The 15,470-nt window shown below is 40.4% G+C and carries 21 protein-coding genes; 2 read left to right on the top strand and 19 right to left on the bottom strand.

Going from position 1 to position 15,470, the window contains the following annotated elements; genetic code table 11:
- Positions 1 to 170: 170 nt before the first annotated feature.
- The 17 genes from ADI86_RS00115 to ADI86_RS00045 form a co-directional block, all read right to left on the bottom strand.
- A complete protein-coding gene (locus ADI86_RS00115) occupies positions 171 to 350 on the bottom strand; it encodes a hypothetical protein (RefSeq protein ID WP_049531285.1) in 180 nt (59 codons plus the stop codon).
- Positions 351 to 429: 79 nt separating this feature from the next.
- Positions 430 to 645 carry a bacteriocin immunity protein gene (locus ADI86_RS12150; protein WP_080983131.1) on the bottom strand — a complete coding sequence of 72 codons (216 nt, stop codon included), beginning with the start codon at positions 643 to 645 and terminating at the stop codon, positions 430 to 432.
- Positions 646 to 648: 3 nt separating this feature from the next.
- Positions 649 to 816 carry a class IIb bacteriocin, lactobin A/cerein 7B family gene (locus tag ADI86_RS00110; RefSeq protein ID WP_001047583.1) on the bottom strand — a complete coding sequence of 56 codons (168 nt, stop codon included), beginning with the start codon at positions 814 to 816 and terminating at the stop codon, positions 649 to 651.
- 8 nt (positions 817 to 824) lie between these two features.
- Positions 825 to 1,025, bottom strand: a complete 201-nt coding sequence (locus ADI86_RS00105; RefSeq protein WP_023940558.1) for a hypothetical protein — start codon at positions 1,023 to 1,025, stop codon at positions 825 to 827.
- A gap of 27 nt (positions 1,026 to 1,052) precedes the next feature.
- On the bottom strand, positions 1,053 to 1,247 hold the full coding sequence (locus tag ADI86_RS00100) for a class IIb bacteriocin, lactobin A/cerein 7B family (RefSeq protein ID WP_049531284.1): 195 nt from the start codon (positions 1,245 to 1,247) through the stop codon (positions 1,053 to 1,055).
- A gap of 179 nt (positions 1,248 to 1,426) precedes the next feature.
- Complete coding sequence (locus ADI86_RS11975) at positions 1,427 to 1,567, bottom strand: hypothetical protein (RefSeq protein ID WP_049531283.1); 141 nt, start codon at positions 1,565 to 1,567, stop codon at positions 1,427 to 1,429.
- A gap of 11 nt (positions 1,568 to 1,578) precedes the next feature.
- Positions 1,579 to 1,707 carry a smi_0059.1 family bacteriocin-like peptide gene (locus tag ADI86_RS00090; protein WP_000658221.1) on the bottom strand — a complete coding sequence of 43 codons (129 nt, stop codon included), beginning with the start codon at positions 1,705 to 1,707 and terminating at the stop codon, positions 1,579 to 1,581.
- 415 nt (positions 1,708 to 2,122) lie between these two features.
- Positions 2,123 to 2,311 (bottom strand): hypothetical protein, encoded by a 189-nt coding sequence (locus ADI86_RS00085; protein WP_049531282.1) that lies wholly within the window; start codon positions 2,309 to 2,311, stop codon positions 2,123 to 2,125.
- A 118-nt stretch (positions 2,312 to 2,429) separates the two neighbouring features.
- A complete protein-coding gene (locus ADI86_RS00080; protein ID WP_001221869.1) occupies positions 2,430 to 3,161 on the bottom strand; it encodes a response regulator transcription factor in 732 nt (243 codons plus the stop codon).
- On the bottom strand, positions 3,158 to 3,973 hold the full coding sequence (locus ADI86_RS11930; RefSeq protein ID WP_049531288.1) for a GHKL domain-containing protein: 816 nt from the start codon (positions 3,971 to 3,973) through the stop codon (positions 3,158 to 3,160). The genes ADI86_RS00080 and ADI86_RS11930 overlap by 4 nt, the downstream gene beginning before the upstream one ends.
- A gap of 520 nt (positions 3,974 to 4,493) precedes the next feature.
- Positions 4,494 to 4,655, bottom strand: coding sequence for a ComC/BlpC family leader-containing pheromone/bacteriocin (locus ADI86_RS11525; protein ID WP_152906133.1), 162 nt, complete (start codon positions 4,653 to 4,655; stop codon positions 4,494 to 4,496).
- A 152-nt stretch (positions 4,656 to 4,807) separates the two neighbouring features.
- A complete protein-coding gene (locus tag ADI86_RS00070; RefSeq protein ID WP_049531281.1) occupies positions 4,808 to 5,977 on the bottom strand; it encodes an N-acetylmuramoyl-L-alanine amidase family protein in 1,170 nt (389 codons plus the stop codon).
- A gap of 112 nt (positions 5,978 to 6,089) precedes the next feature.
- Positions 6,090 to 6,941: a C40 family peptidase gene (locus tag ADI86_RS00065; protein ID WP_049531287.1), complete on the bottom strand. Its 852-nt coding sequence runs from the start codon at positions 6,939 to 6,941 to the stop codon at positions 6,090 to 6,092.
- A gap of 172 nt (positions 6,942 to 7,113) precedes the next feature.
- Positions 7,114 to 7,347: an acyl carrier protein gene (locus ADI86_RS00060; RefSeq protein ID WP_000136445.1), complete on the bottom strand. Its 234-nt coding sequence runs from the start codon at positions 7,345 to 7,347 to the stop codon at positions 7,114 to 7,116.
- Positions 7,348 to 7,352: 5 nt separating this feature from the next.
- Positions 7,353 to 8,345: a phosphate acyltransferase PlsX gene (gene plsX, locus ADI86_RS00055; protein WP_049531280.1), complete on the bottom strand. Its 993-nt coding sequence runs from the start codon at positions 8,343 to 8,345 to the stop codon at positions 7,353 to 7,355.
- The gene (recO, locus tag ADI86_RS00050; protein ID WP_049531279.1) at positions 8,342 to 9,112 is read right to left on the bottom strand and encodes a DNA repair protein RecO; all 771 of its coding nucleotides are present in this window, start codon (positions 9,110 to 9,112) and stop codon (positions 8,342 to 8,344) included. The genes plsX and recO overlap by 4 nt, the downstream gene beginning before the upstream one ends.
- Complete coding sequence (locus tag ADI86_RS00045; RefSeq protein ID WP_049531278.1) at positions 9,109 to 10,278, bottom strand: pyridoxal phosphate-dependent aminotransferase; 1,170 nt, start codon at positions 10,276 to 10,278, stop codon at positions 9,109 to 9,111. The genes recO and ADI86_RS00045 overlap by 4 nt, the downstream gene beginning before the upstream one ends.
- Before the next feature lie 148 nt (positions 10,279 to 10,426).
- Here ADI86_RS00045 and ADI86_RS00040 point away from each other — a divergent pair, with 148 nt between their 5' ends.
- Positions 10,427 to 11,437 carry a YeiH family protein gene (locus ADI86_RS00040; RefSeq protein WP_049531277.1) on the top strand — a complete coding sequence of 337 codons (1,011 nt, stop codon included), beginning with the start codon at positions 10,427 to 10,429 and terminating at the stop codon, positions 11,435 to 11,437.
- A 31-nt stretch (positions 11,438 to 11,468) separates the two neighbouring features.
- Here the strand turns inward: ADI86_RS00040 and ADI86_RS00035 are convergent, their stop codons facing one another.
- Positions 11,469 to 11,906, bottom strand: a complete 438-nt coding sequence (locus tag ADI86_RS00035) for a CoA-binding protein (protein WP_049531276.1) — start codon at positions 11,904 to 11,906, stop codon at positions 11,469 to 11,471.
- Between the two features lie 84 nt (positions 11,907 to 11,990).
- On the bottom strand, positions 11,991 to 14,624 hold the full coding sequence (gene polA / locus ADI86_RS00030) for a DNA polymerase I (protein WP_049531286.1): 2,634 nt from the start codon (positions 14,622 to 14,624) through the stop codon (positions 11,991 to 11,993).
- A gap of 147 nt (positions 14,625 to 14,771) precedes the next feature.
- On the opposite strand from polA, the gene ADI86_RS00025 reads away from it, so the two are divergent.
- On the top strand, positions 14,772 to 15,470 hold a 699-nt coding region (locus ADI86_RS00025), incomplete at its 3' end, for a PD-(D/E)XK nuclease family transposase (protein WP_049531275.1).

The raw sequence follows: 15,470 nt of genomic DNA, 5'->3' as shown, positions 1-15,470 counted from the left end.
GAAAATCAAAGAGCAAACTAGAAAGCTAGCCGCAGGTTGCTCAAAACACTGTTTTGAGGTTGTGGATAAAACTGACGAAGTCAGCTCAAAGCACTGCTTTGAGGTTGCAGATGGAAGCTGACGTGGTTTGAAGAGATTTTCGAAGAATATAACAAGTCATTCTTAACTGCTCACCCTACTTGCTTTTTGTTGACCTTGTATCCTAGATAAAATAGCCCAAATAAAACGGGGTAAATTTCTGGATAAAATAGGGTATTGATTGGACTTTTCAAAATCAAATACGTTGCGATGTAGATAATGAGTGATACGGTAAAATATCCCTCAGCGAATCCTAATAAGAATTGTTTCATGGTAGACTCCTTTTTACCTGACAAGAATGGCAGAAAACTCCACCATTCATATACACAAAATCCTTTTGATTCATGTTCTTCATTTATAGTTTTTATTATCTTTTGACAAATCTTTGCGAAAAATACCAAAATATCCTGAGAAAAGCAAACCAACTAAAGTCCATTGCCAATTAAAGGAGGCTAACGAATCTGTACGAATCACATGAATCACGAGATTAAGAGTTATTCCAAATAAAGGACATATAGTGGCTAGTTTAGGTAACAATGTATTGAGATTCAGGTTGCGGTTGTTCATTATCTAACGCCCACGACGAGCCAAATCTGAACCAAATTTGTAACCAGCATTAAAAATTTGTACAGCAGCATTCAGTACTCCTGCAATCCCAACTGCTTCCGCAAGACCAAAACCACCTTTTGTTCCCACTAATTCATCGTCAGATAATTGATAAAATTGTTCTAAGTTCATGTTCGTCATTACTCCTTTGTATTATATTTTATTGCTATGTAAATGATTAAAATGAGTATTGGATAAGTAAATACTTCTGAAATATCCATAAAATTTACACTATACTGTCCAGATAATATTTTATAGTCAATTAAAATTTGAACGATAGTAAAAATAATACGTAGCGATAACAATACCCCTAATAATATCACTTCTTTTTTTAAAAACATAGAGATACCTCTCTGACTACAATCAGATTATGGTCTATTCGCATAATACCCTAAAGCTGCTCCTCCAGCAAAAAGTGCTGTTGCTCCACCTGCTACTGCTGCACCTATCTTCCAAATAGACACTCCAGCGAGTACAAGAGGCAATGCTCCCCCATCTACATTCATCAACTCTTCTTCAGTAAGAGCTACAAAGTTCTGTTCCATTTTGTCAAAATTTGTCATCTTTTTCTCCTCTTGTTCTATTTTTTCTATCAATAAATGATCCTATAAGTATTAACGATATAGGTCATATAACATAACTAACTACACTTCTTGGCAAAGAAAATCCAAGATTATTATAGTAGTAAAATTCCTATATTTCCTTAAAAAGATAAAATAAGCTACTTTTTCTAAATGTTATCTTAGAATCCAAATAATGCACGACGTAAAGTTAAGCCCACCATTAAACCATGTTGATAACTTTCCTTACTGCCACCAACCATCAAGGCTAAGTCGCTTTCCTTTAATACTTCAATAGTATACTTGTCATTCATTTCGTTCATTGCTTATCCTCCTAAAAACCGAAACCTCTACGAAATCCAATGTACCAATCTACAAGGGTCTTCGTCCAATTTTCTCCACCTTGAATATCGGTCAATTCTTCCGACGTTAGCTCAACAAATCCATAATAATGTTCTTTCATTATTTTATTCCTCTCTTTTTCTTCTCACTTATTTATTCGAAAATGTACAACTAAATTAAATTTTATTTGAAAAATAATTTAATAAACCATGGATAAAAAATTGGTAGATACATGAATTAGGCTCCTCTCTTTTTCCTCTCACTTATCTATTCGAAAAATAATTCGAAAATACACAACTAAATTAAATTTATTTAAAAAATAATTTAGTAAACCATTGATAGAAAATTGGTAGATACATGAATTAGGCTCCTTTCTTTTTTCTTCTCACTTATCTATTCGAAAAACAATTCGAAAATGTACAACTAAATTAAATTTTATTTAAAAAATAACTCAGTGAACCATGGGTAGAACATTGATATAAACATGAACTAAGCTCCTTTCTTTTTCCCTCTTACTTATCTATTCGAATTTCTTATTAAAACAAATTATTATAAACCATTTCGCCAAACTTCTGCCCCGCCCAATAAACCGGTCCTAAAAGTAATGTCCCCAAAGCATAAACCCCAACTACTCCAACTATGAAAATGAATACTTTTACAGGAAGTGACTGCAAACTGTAAAAATTCTCTACCCTAGTAATCCAACTTTCTATTATGCGTTCCATATTTTATTCCTTTCTTTTTCCCTCTTACTTATCTATTCGAAAAAGAAGTCAAAAAAATAAGAATATCAGAAAATTTTCCGACATTCTTATTGATAAATTTATTCAAGTCTAACAGATATTAGACATTGAGATGTTTTTTAAGTGTTCTTCTGGCTGTTCGCGATACGGGGAAATGCAAGCCTTCTAACAGAGTCACTTCTGTGGCAGTCATCTCTTCAATTGCCTGTAAACTGACTAAAGTATTGCGATTTGCATAGACAAAGTAATCTTTTTCAGCCTTAGCAGCGATATCCTTGAGACTGCCATAAATGGTCTTGATAGAATGATTGGCATAGTAGACCTTGATACGATGGGATTCCACTGAGGTTTCAAAGGCCAAAATCTCATGGTAGGGCAGAGTAAAGCCACGTCTTCCCTCAAAACTATAGGTAAAGAGACGCATATTTTCCCTCTTGTCCACTGCCAGTACATAGTCCAGACAGCGCTCCAACTGATGACGATAATCTTCCTCTGGCTGATCCTTGGAAATAAAATCCAAGGCAGACAAGTGATAGCGAAAAGCTAGAGGCAAAGCCTCCGAGTGTGTGGACACAAAGACAATACTTGTAAAGGGATCCCGCTCCCGAACCTGTTGAGCAACTTGAAAGCCCCGTTCACGCTCTCCATCAATCTCTAAATCCAATAAATAGAGCTGGTAATGGTCAAAATACTGAGAATACTTTTCAACATCTCCATAGTTTTTGGCAATATCAATTTCCAATCTCAAATTGCGAGAGCGACCGATATCTAGTAAAGTCTGCTCTATCCGTCCTTGCTGGACTCTATCGTCTTCCAAAACTAAAATTCTCATTCCTCTCCTCCTCGTTTCTCATCCTTAAATGGCAATTCTAAATCTTGTCTAAAAGTCGTCTCTCCTAGTTGGGTATCTAAGTTCAAATCATAATGAAAAACCATATCCTCCAAGGTCGCTAAACCCAGTCCACTGTGGTTTCCCTTGGTAGAGTAACCCTTTTGACTGAGAATGCTGGGATTCAGTTCTTCTTTCTTACGAGTGTTTTCAATGATAAAACGGACACTCCTATCACTTGCCAACAAAGCAACCCGAATCTGCGGATTTTCAGCCTCACTGGCTGCTTCTAAGGCATTTGTCGTGAGGATAGAGAGGATCCGAATAGCCTCCAACATAGGCAAAGCCAGCTCTTCGACAACCCCCACCGTCTCCAAACTAAAATGAATTCCCTGATTATCTGCCACAATCATGGCTTTTGCCAAGGTATTGCGAATAGCTATGTCATGGATATTATGAAGATTAAAGGCTGTGTAATCCGCCTTTCTCAGCTTTTCATTGGTCTTTAGAAAAACATCTTGATAAATGGTAGAAACTTCTGCCATGTCTTGATTCGCTATGGCAGGCTCCATGCTGGCGACAATCCCCGCAAAATCATGACGGAAACCTCGAACTTCATCATAGAGATGACCTAGCTTATCCACCATTCCTTGCAAGGAACGATTTTCATCTTCCTGTCTCTGAATGGTCTGCTCATCACGATAAACCTGCTCCAAATGCTTGATGTAAAAGAGCCAAGAGAAAAAGAGAATGAAAATCAAGAGAGAAATGGTCGTATCAAATCGAACGTAGAAAGAACAATTTATATTTGTCATAAACGAAGAGAATATCCTAAACACAGTCAGAGGTAGGATAATGAAAAAACTCTTATAATAGTGGGTTTTGAAAGCATCTGAAAAGAATAAATCCAAATCCAAAGAACAACGCTTCATCATAACCACTGTCAGTACAAGAGCTAGTAGAGAAAAAGAAGAATTAACAATACCATTTCCTACTTCTGATAGCATATCTATATCTAACATCCGAATATAGAACAATACCAATAAATAGCGAATACTCTGATAAAAACTAAAAAGATAGAATGAAAGAAATAACGATTCCCCCTTTTTCTTCCTATTCACATAGAAAATAAGGTAAAAAAAGATTAAAACTTCCAAATACATAATTTCAAAAAAAGTTTTACCAGCTATTACTTGCATCATTAATAAATAGACTATGTATCTCTTTTTACGAAATTCCGGTATAATTTGGTAACCTAGATAAATTGGAGGAACTATAATGGAGACTATCAACAATAAAGCAAATAGAGTTTCCTTAATAAAAGTCAAAATCATACTATCCAATCACAGTTTTAGTTGGTGCTGGACTACAATACCGAGGTTGGCAAAGCCCAAACAAAGAACAAAAGAAATTCCCTCCACCATTCACTTCCTTCAATACCTCTGGGGTTAACTCTTCAAATTGTTCCAATTCTACAAATGTATTTTTCATTTCCATGACAGACTCCTTTTCATTATTTTATAGATAACTCTATCCCCTGCTCCATCTACAAAAGGCTTTAGTTCTCTTTTGAAATACAAGAAATCTAAAGCCTCCTGAAAATGGTATATTGGTTAGAGTGTTAACAATTAGTTGTGAAGATGTTATTTTTATTTAACCACGACCACTTTATAATATTCGTTTGAGTGTGGAGATTCAATCTTAATTTTTTCACCATATAAACCATCAATTTCTTTATCAAGATAATCTGAAACTCCTGATGGCAAGCGTTTCATCTTAAGAATTTCACCAGATTGATCCGCATAGGCTAGGAAGTGATAGTGGGTTGTAGCCATACCATCATCAATTAATACAAAGTAACCTGTTTTGAGCTTACCTTGCTCATTTTCTAAATAGTATAGTTTATTGTTATTGATTGTAAAGTGGGTAGCTCCAAGACGAAGTCGTGCACCTAGATTTTCTAAATAGACATCATTGCCAACTTTTTTAATCTCTGAATAGGTTGTCATTGCTGGGATATTAACCACACGATGTCCATTTTCATCAAAGTAGTAGCGATTTGGTAAGTTTTGGAAGTTCTGTACAACTGCCTTAGGATCAATTTCTTGTCCTTCTTCTTTATTATCCACTAAAGCTAAGGTAGTATTTGCAACCTCATCTCCATATTTATTAGAAAACTTCTTGAACTCTGGTCTGATATACCAAGCATTTTTTTCAATAATAACATCGTCACCTTTAGCATTTAGCAAATATTCTTGCCCATCTCCAAGTTTGACAATATCATGAATATTGTATCCAGCATCTTTTCTATTTGCTAGATAGCCATCCTTACCAATGACATAACTTTCCCCATCACTGGCTGGGACAGCTCTATCTGCGACCATAGCACCTGATTTTTCAAAGTAAGACCATTTACCATTTGGAGTCGCCCATCCTGTTGCCATAGCGCCACTGTCTTTGAGATAGTACCAAGTAGATCCTTCTTTGTACCAACCTGTACGCATGGCACCACTATTAGCTAGTGAGTACCATGTGTTACCTTCCTTGTACCAGCCTGTGCGCATAGCACCACTATCTGCTAGAGAATACCAAGTATTGCCGTCTTTGAGCCAGCCTGTCTGCATTTTACCAGTGCTGTCAAAGTGATACCATGAGCCAGCATTTTGTACCCATTTATCCTTAGCTAGACTGCCATCTTGTGAAAGATTCCAGTCAGCACCATTTTTAACCCAAGTATCTGCAGCCTGTGCTTGGTTGATAGACAAAAGCAGACCAGCACCTACAAGCAGACCAAGAGTGAGTAGTTTAGATTTTTTCATAGCCATTTCCTCCTTTATTGAATAGCTATAGGAGGGTTTCCCCTCTTTATTTAGCTATATTCTAATACTTTTCATAATCAAAGTCAATAATATTGTGAAAGATTAGACAATATTACCAATATCTACGAATTGTATTTTGAGTAATACCGTATTGATCCATATAAGAAACATATTGACCTGGATACGGAGCATGAACTACCTTTCCACCACCAACATAAATACCTACATGGTCATTTGTCTCTTCACTATTATACAAAATCAAATCTCCAGCTTGTTGAGAACCATTACTTACATAGCTTCCTCCTGTTGCTTGACCATAAGTCACTCTAGGAATACTAATATCAAACTTAGCATGAATAGCCATCGTAAATCCTGAGCAATCTACGCCACTATTCAAATCTGCCCCACCCCAAACATATGGGATTTTCCCTACAAATGTCTCGGCATATTCACCAAGTGCCTGTCCACGATTTTCTACCCATACACCACTGACTCTAAAGAAGTATGGTGTACCATTCACACGTTGATAACCAGTGACCATAGCACCACTAGCAGATAAGTAGTAATAATTACCATCAGGTTGAATCCAAGTATTTTCTTTCATCCATCCTTGGTCATCAAAATAGTACCACTTGCCATCTAATTGTTCCCAATTTTTAGCATAACCACCTGAACCGTATTTAAACCACCATTTACCATTGGTTTGCATCCATGTTCCTTTCGGATCACGATATTGATTGAAAGCTTTCTTCTCTTGATTTCCCTCTGCTTGGGTTTCTTTATCTTCAAAACCAATCAATTTTACTTGATCAGCTTCTTCAGCTTTTATCTTGCCTTGATTAACTAATTGAGCAATCGCTTCTTTCTCACTTGCTGATGGGGAATCAGCATAGGCTACCGTAGTATTTGCTAGGAGAACGCCTCCTGCAAGAACTAACAAACTAGAATAAAGATATTTTTTCATCGTGAAAATCCTTTCTTTTATCTCCTTTTTGGAGATTGATTTTTCTGATTTCATTATATCCCTTATTTCTCCTCAGATTTCTACTGTCCCTAGAAAGACTAAATCTGTTCCTAAACGGTCACTTGAACCAAATAAAAAATTCCAAAGCAAATGCCTTGGAACTCCTATATCTTTATTTTGCTTGAATGATTTTAACCACATCTCCTACACTTTGCAGTTGGTCAATTTCCTCATCGCTGATTTCGATATTAAATTCATCTTCCAGCGTCAAGATAAACTCCATCAAGTCAACTGAGTCAGCATCCAAGTCGTCTTTCAGACTCAAGGATTCTGTCACGACAAAGTCCTCTCCCTGTCGCTCTTGGATAATGGTCACAATACGGTCAAAAATTTCTTTTTCTGTCATCTCTTTTATTCTCCTGAAAATTCGCGCGCAGTCTGGGCAACTACGTCTGTTTCTAGCATGGTACGAATTTGGCGAATCGTACTATAGACAGCCTTGGCATCACTTGAACCATGAGTCTTGACAACAGGTGCCTTGACACCAAACAAGACCGCTCCACCAACATCTGAGTAGTTGAGCTGTTTTTTCAAACCTCTGAGGCTATCCTTGAGAAGGAGTGCGCCTAGTTTCGCTCGAAGACCACCACCTGTAATAGCAGTCTTGAGCAAACCCATGATTCCCATAGCTGTTCCTTCAATGGATTTGAGCACAGCGTTTCCCGTGAAACCATCTGCCACGACAACATCCGCAACGCCATTCATCAAATCACGCGCTTCCACGTTTCCGATAAAGTTCAAACTTTCATCAGCTGCTAGTAATTCATAAGTCTCCTTGCGAAGCGGGTCACCCTTGCTACTCTCTGTTCCATTGTTAAGTAAGCCAACACGTGGTTGCGCAATGCCACGGACATTTTTAGCATAGAAAGAACCTAGAACCGCATATTGATGGAGGTGCTGGGCTGTATTTTCCGCATTAGCACCAAGGTCAAGCATGTCAAAACCTTTCCCATCTACAGTCGGCAAAGTCGACATAAGCCCAGGGCGATCAATGTTCTTGATACGACCCACGATGAAGAATCCTGCTGCCAACAAAGCACCTGTATTCCCAGCCGAGAGGACAGCGTCTGCTTCACCCTCTTTGACAGCCTTGGCCGCCAAGACCATACTGGCATTTTTCTTCTTCCGAATAGCTCTCGTAGGTTCATCGTCTGAATCAATCTTTTCATCCGTATGGATAATGCTGACGCGCTCTGTCGCTGTTAGATATTGCTTGATTTTACGTTCATCTCCGTAGAGTTGAACTTCAATATCTGAAAAGTCAGCAAGGGCTTGATTGACACCCTCAACGATGGCCTGAGGTGCGTAATCGCCCCCCATGGCATCTACTGCGATTTTTTTCATTTCTTTTCCTCTTTTAGTAATTGTCCCCAGTCTGCTAGGGAATCAATAAATTTCTTTGATTTTAGGTGAATCCCAACGTACTCTTCGTAGAGTTGATCCATAAATTGGCGTAAGTCTTGCTTGATTTCGGGCTTGAGCGAAATGGTCTCCAAGGTCTCAAAATCAATAGCTTGAAACTGATTGAGCAGATAGGGGATATTGGGATTTAGATGGCAACGTCTCTCATCTTCATGATAATGGTCTGGACAGAGGCAGGCGCCATATTTGAAAGAAAAGTCAAAAGCCTGACCAACTCGATGACAAAAGACACACTCATTAAAATTGAGGCTGATTCCAAATCGAGTCAAGATTTGAATTTCAAAAATATTGGTCAAAACCTGATAATCCAAGCCAGCTTCCATCAACTCCAAAGTCTTTTGCAAAAAAGCAAACAAGGGAGCATCTTGCTGATTGTCCTGCAAACTAGCATCTGCAAGAGCTGCCACATAGGTCGCATAGGCCATGACAAAGAGATCGCTATTAATCTTGGGAAAGGTCATCACCTCATGATAGTCCTCGATGTAGCTAAGCCCGTCATCATTGATTCGCAAGAGAAATCTTGCCAGCACCAAGGGCTGAATAACCGGAGCCAGCTTAGACTGACCAGCGTGTTTGACAAAAAACATGCGCTTCCCAGCCTGCTCTGTAAAAATCTTGACGAGCTTGTCATCCTCACGAAAATTGCGATTGTAGAGCACCAAGCCTTGACTCGTGATAGACTGAATCATGCTTCTCTCATGTACTCCTCAAGTCGTTTCATGGCTTCTTTGATAGTCTCCATGCTAGCCGCATAAGATAGGCGAACATAGCCTTCTCCGTAACGCCCAAAGGCTGCTCCAGGGATAAAGGCCACAGCCTTCTTCTGAGCAAAATCCTTCAGAAAAGCAAAAGAATCTTGATTATATCCTGCTGGAATCTTAGCAAAGATATAGAAGGCACCGTCTGGTTTGATAATTTCAAAACCAAGAGCAGTCATTTTTTCGATGATATAGTCCCGACGCTGGATGTATTCCTTCTTCATAGGTTCCGCATCGTTTTTACCAGCCGTCAAGGCTTCCACTGCAGCGTGTTGAGCCATGGTGTTTGCAGCAGTAACCAAATATTGGTGACTCTTGATTAACTGGGCTGTGAAAGGTGCAGGAGCGAAAATCAGCCCCAAACGCCAACCTGTCATGGCATGCGATTTAGACAAACCATTGATAATGATAGCCTGGTCTCTCAACATAGTTCCTAGAGACACATGAGATTCATCTGTATAGGTCAATTCTGAGTAAACCTCATCACAGATCACGAAAATTTCGTACTTACGCAAAACAGCTGCCAAAGCTTCCAACTGTTCCCGACTATAGGTAATTCCTGTCGGATTAGCTGGATAATTGAGAATAACCGCCTTGAGCTTATCTCCCTGCTCCAAAATGGCCTTTTCTAACATCTCAGGAGTCAAGACAAACCCATTTTCAGTCGTATCAATCTCGACAATCTCTGCCCCAACTAGATTGACAATTGGTTCATAACCTGGATAGGCAGGAGCTGGCAAGAGCACCTTGTCTCCCTCTTCCAAAATAGCCGTCAAAGTAGCAGATAAAGCCTCTGTAGCCCCAATTGTAACCAAGATTTCATTTTCAGGAGCATATTCCAGTTGGTACTTTTCCTTAACAAAGTCACTAGCTGCCTGACGTAGAGTCAGCAGACCACTCATCCCTGTATAGTAGGATTGGTTCTGATCAATCGCTCGCTTAGCCGCCTCCTTAACATGATCTGGCGTTGTAAAATCAGGTTCCCCCAAAGTCAAACGCAAGACCCCAGGAATCTCCGAAATAGCCTGGTCAAACTGACGAATCAACGAAACTTGAATCTTATCTAACTGTTTATTAAAGCGCTTAGTTAAGTCCATAGATACCTCCTACTTTCAAAACGTATCTCTATTATACTACAAAAGCCCCCCGACCGCAAAAATACATTATAGAATAGCTTTACACTTTCTATTTTACTTTTCCTGTCTACAGGTCTATAATGGTAACAGATTCTATTTGGAGGTTTTTATGTCATTTCTATCAAAAAATGGAGCAGGCATCTTGGCCTGCCTTCTCATTTCCATCGTATCTTGGTACTTAGGTGGATTCTTCCCTGTCATTGGCGCGCCCGTGTTTGCCATTTTCATAGGTATGCTTCTCCATCCCTTTCTCTCATCTTATAAACAACTGGATGCGGGATTGACCTTTAGTTCCAAGAAATTACTCCAGTATGCCGTCATCTTGCTTGGTTTTGGTCTCAATATCTCGCAAGTCTTCGCAGTTGGGCAATCTTCACTCCCTGTCATCCTGTCCACCATTTCAATAGCCTTGATTGTTGCCTATCTTTTCCAGCGATTCTTTGCACTGGACACAAAACTAGCTACCTTGATTGGAGTCGGTTCTTCTATCTGTGGTGGCTCTGCCATTGCGGCGACAGCGCCCGTTATCCATGCCAAGGAAAAGGAAGTAGCCCAAGCCATCTCTGTTATCTTTTTCTTCAATGTCTTGGCTGCGCTCATTTTTCCAACCCTGGGAACCTGGCTTCATCTATCCAATGACGGCTTCGCCCTCTTTGCAGGGACTGCGGTCAATGATACTTCCTCTGTAACGGCTACCGCCAGCGCCTGGGACAGCCTCTACCAGACCAATACCCTCGAATCCGCAACCATTGTCAAACTTACGCGGACCCTAGCTATCATCCCCATCACTCTTTGTCTCTCCTACTGGAAAAGTCACGAGCAAAAAAACAAGCAAGGCGTCCAGCTTAAAAAAGTCTTTCCACTCTTTATCCTCTACTTCATCCTCGCCTCTCTCCTTACCACACTACTCACCTCTCTCGGTGTGTCTAGTAGTTTCTTTACCCCTCTCAAACAACTCTCCAAATTCCTCATTATCATGGCCATGAGTGCCATCGGTCTCAAAACCAATCTAGTAGCTATGATCAAATCCAGCGGAAAATCCATTGTCCTCGGAGCCATCTGTTGGATTGCCATCATCCTCACTAGTCTTGGTATGCAGACTCTTATCGGTATCTTCTAACACAAAAGGTAGCCCACCAGCTACCTTTTTCTTATGATTCCCCAATCAAGCGTGTATGTTCTCTCTTGATACAACGATTCATCACGATGTCATCACATCCACCAGCACGCAAGATTTCTTCTGCTTCTAGACTCTCAAGTCCCAGCTGTGCCCAAAAAATCTTGGCATCAGCCTTGAGAAAATCACGCGCCACATCTGGCAAAAACTCACTGCGACGGTAAACATTGACAATATCTACAGGAAAAGGAATCTCTGCTAGGCTAGCATAAGCCTTTTCACCTAAGATTTCGCCACCTGCTGCCTTGGGATTGACTGGGATGATTTTATAACCCCGAGCCTGCATTTCCTTAGTCACTCGATTGCTAGTTGTTTCCTCACGGTCTGACAAACCCACCACAGCAAGGGTTTTACTCGTTGCTAGATACTGACGAATCACGCCATCACTTGGATTGATAAATTCTTGACTCATAAAAATCCTCCTTTTTCATCAGTATAGCACATTTTGAAAAGGCTTGCAGAATTCTACTACAAAAAAGGAGGACTTCCCCCTTTTTTATTTAGCCTCGTACCAGGTTGCCCCTTCATTTTCATCTGCGATGAGGGGTACACTGAGTTGAATGGCTTCTTCCATGGTTTGTTTCACCAAATTTTTCATCTCTGCCAGTTCAGATTTAGGAACTTCAAGGACGATTTCATCGTGCACTTGCAGAAGCATCTTAGTCTGATAAGCACCTGCAACCAAGGCTTTATCCAGCTGAATCATAGCAATCTTGAGAATATCTGCTGCCGAACCCTGGATAGGTGAGTTGATAGCTGTCCGCTCCGCAAAACCACGAATGTTGAAGTTGCGCGAATTAATATCTGGCAACTCACGACGACGCTTAAAGAGAGTCTCTACATAGCCCTTATCACGCGCCTCACGCACCACTTCATCCATGTAGTTTTTAATACCTGGGAAGCGTTCAAAGTAGGTATCAATGTAGGCCTTGGCTTCCTTACGGCTAATGCCCAAATTATTAGACAAGCCAAAGTCTGAAATCCCGTAAACCACTCCAAAGTTAACCGCCTTGGCATTGCGACGGTCGTTTGCAGTCACATCCTCAGGACGCTCAATGCCAAAGACCCGCATGGCTGTCGAAGTATGGATATCTGCCCCATCTTGGAAAGCCTTAATCAAATGCTCGTCTTTAGAAATATGTGCCAAAACACGCAATTCAATCTGTGAATAGTCCGAACTAAGCAGGACACTATCCTCCCACTCAGGCACAAAAGCCTTACGAATGAGACGCCCCTGTTCCAAACGAACAGGGATATTTTGCAAGTTTGGATCGACACTAGACAGACGCCCTGTCTGGGTCAAATCCTGCACATAGCGCGTATGAATCTTGCCATCATCTAAAATCCAGTCCTGCAAGCCAATCACATAAGTAGACTGAATCTTAGCAATCTGACGGTAGTCGAGAATTTTCTTAACAATCGGCGCAATAGGAGCCAGACGCTCCAAGACATCTACCGCTGTCGAATAACCTGTCTTGGTTTTCTTAGTATATTCTAGAGGAAGTCCCAACTTTTCAAAGAGAAGTACGCCCAACTGCTTAGGCGAGTTGATATTAAATTCCTCACCAGCCAGTTCATAAATCTCCTGGGTCAGTTTTTCAATGACAAGCTCATTTTCAGCCTGCATCTCAAGCAAGGTCTCTTTCTTGACCGTAATCCCAGTAATTTCCATCTTGGCAAGGACAAAAGCCAGAGGTTGTTCCATATCATAAAGAAGCTCTAATTGCCCATTTTCGCTGAGTTTTTCAAGCAAAATAGGCGCTGTTTCGACCAAAACAGCAAGCTTACGAGCTAAATGCTCCAAGAATTTCTCACGTTCAGGAAGGGCCTTCTTGACACCCTTACCATAGAAAGTCTCATCATCAACCAAGTAAGTCTGACCATAAAGACTCGCGATGGTCGCAATTTCATTGTCCTCCACAGTCGAAAGGAGGTATTTAGCCAAACGGCTATCAAAAGCAGGCGCCTGCAAATCCACACCAAAACGATTCAAGAGGACTTTAGCCTTCTTAAAGTCATAAACTCTCAGAGGTGTTTTTTCTAAAAAGTCCTTGAAAATAGGCTCTTGCAAAAGCTCAAGCTTGTCTGAAGCATAGAGCTTATCCCCACAAGACCAAGCAAAACCAACCAAATCATCCGTATGGTAATTCTCACCAAAAAGCTCAAAATGGAAGATAGAGTCTGCGCTCAGCATATCTTGACTTACTTGGTCAACAATAGTAAAGTCCAAGCTCTCAGCCACATCAGTTGACGACACATTTAAAGCCTGCTTGAGCTGTTTGAAACCCATCTCATCATAGAATTTCCCGAGATTTTCCACATCTGGACCACTATAGACCAAATCCTCCAAACCAATCTCAATCGGTGCCTTGGTATCAATGGTTGCCAGTGTTTTAGACAAAAAGGCCTGTTCCTTATCATTGATGAGATTTTCCTTCATCTTAGAAGCCTTCATCCCATCAATATTTTCATAAATTCCCTCAAGCGAACCATGCTCCAGCAAGAGCTTAATACCCGTCTTTTCACCGATTTTGGTCACTCCAGGGATGTTATCAGACTTATCACCCATAAGCGCCTTGAGATCGATAAACTGAGTCGGTGTAATGCCCATCTTTTCCATGAGATAATCTGGCGTAAAGGCCTCAAACTCCGCCACACCTTTCTTGGAAATTTCAACCACCGTATGCTCATCCGTCAGCTGAATCAAGTCCTTGTCCCCACTGACAATGGTAATATCAAAACCATCCTGCTCAGCTAGCTTATCCAGTGTCCCAATAATATCATCCGCCTCATACTGAGCCAACTCATAGTGACGAATTCCCATATGATCCAGCAACTCACGAATAAAGGGAAATTGCTCACGAAACTCATCCGGAGTCTTAGCTCGACCACCCTTATAGTCCGCATACATCGCTGTACGGAAGGTCGTCTTCCCCGCATCAAAAGCCACCAAAATATGACTCGGCTCAACCCGCTCCAACAAATGGCTCAACATCAACTGAAAGCCATAAATCGCATTGGTATGCAAACCAGCTGCATTTTTAAAACGGTCCAACTGCTGATAGAGCGCAAAAAACGCCCGAAAAGCAACAGAAGACCCATCAATCAATAATAATTTTTTCTTATCCATACACCCATTATAAAGGAAAGCACCAAAAAATACCATTGGGAAGAGCCAGTTCAAGTATTTTTCATACTTTTTCCGAATAAATAGATAGTAGCAGTGAATCTAGCAAACCTAGATTTAAAACTGTGGTATAATAAAAGGAGGAAAAGGATGATTCTAAGACATCCGGGCATCAGCCCAACCAATGACTTGGTTGCTAAGAAAATCTTTAGCAATCCAGAAATCACTTGTCAATTTATTCGCGATATGCTGGACTTGCCAGCAAAAAATGTGACCATTTTGGAGGGAAGCAATATTCACGTATTTCCTTCCCTGCTGTACTCGGCACAGGATTTCTATACCAGTATAGATGTTTTAGCTGAACTAGATAATGGAACGCAAGTTATCATTGAGATTCAGGTGCATCATCAGAATTTTTTCATCAATCGCCTGTGGGCTTACTTGTGCAGTCAAGTCAATCAAAATCTAGAAAAAATTCGCCAACGGAAAGGTGATACACACCAGAGTTACAGACATATCGCACCCGTTTACGCTATCGCAATAGTGGACAGCAACTATTTCTCAGATGATTTGGCTTTTCATAGTTTTAGTATGCGTGAGGACACGACAGGTGAAGTCTTAACCATCACAAATAATGGACAAGAAAACCATCTAGTCAAGATGGCGTTCTTAGAACTAAAAAAATACAGAGAAACCAGCAAAGACGAGGTTCGCAAGCCCTGGTTGGAGTTTTTCGGGAACAAACCATTTACCCAGCAACCTGAGCGAGCCATCAGTCAGGCAGACCAACTGCTAGACTACAAGAGCTGGTCCGAGGAGGACAGGAAAATGTTTAGTCAACTACGTATG

Source organism: Streptococcus pseudopneumoniae, from assembly GCF_001074975.1.
GTDB classification, from domain to species: Bacteria; Bacillota; Bacilli; order Lactobacillales; family Streptococcaceae; genus Streptococcus; species Streptococcus pseudopneumoniae_D.
The sequence above is the reverse complement of the archived record's forward strand: the minus strand, read 5'-3'. Positions and strand labels throughout refer to the sequence as shown.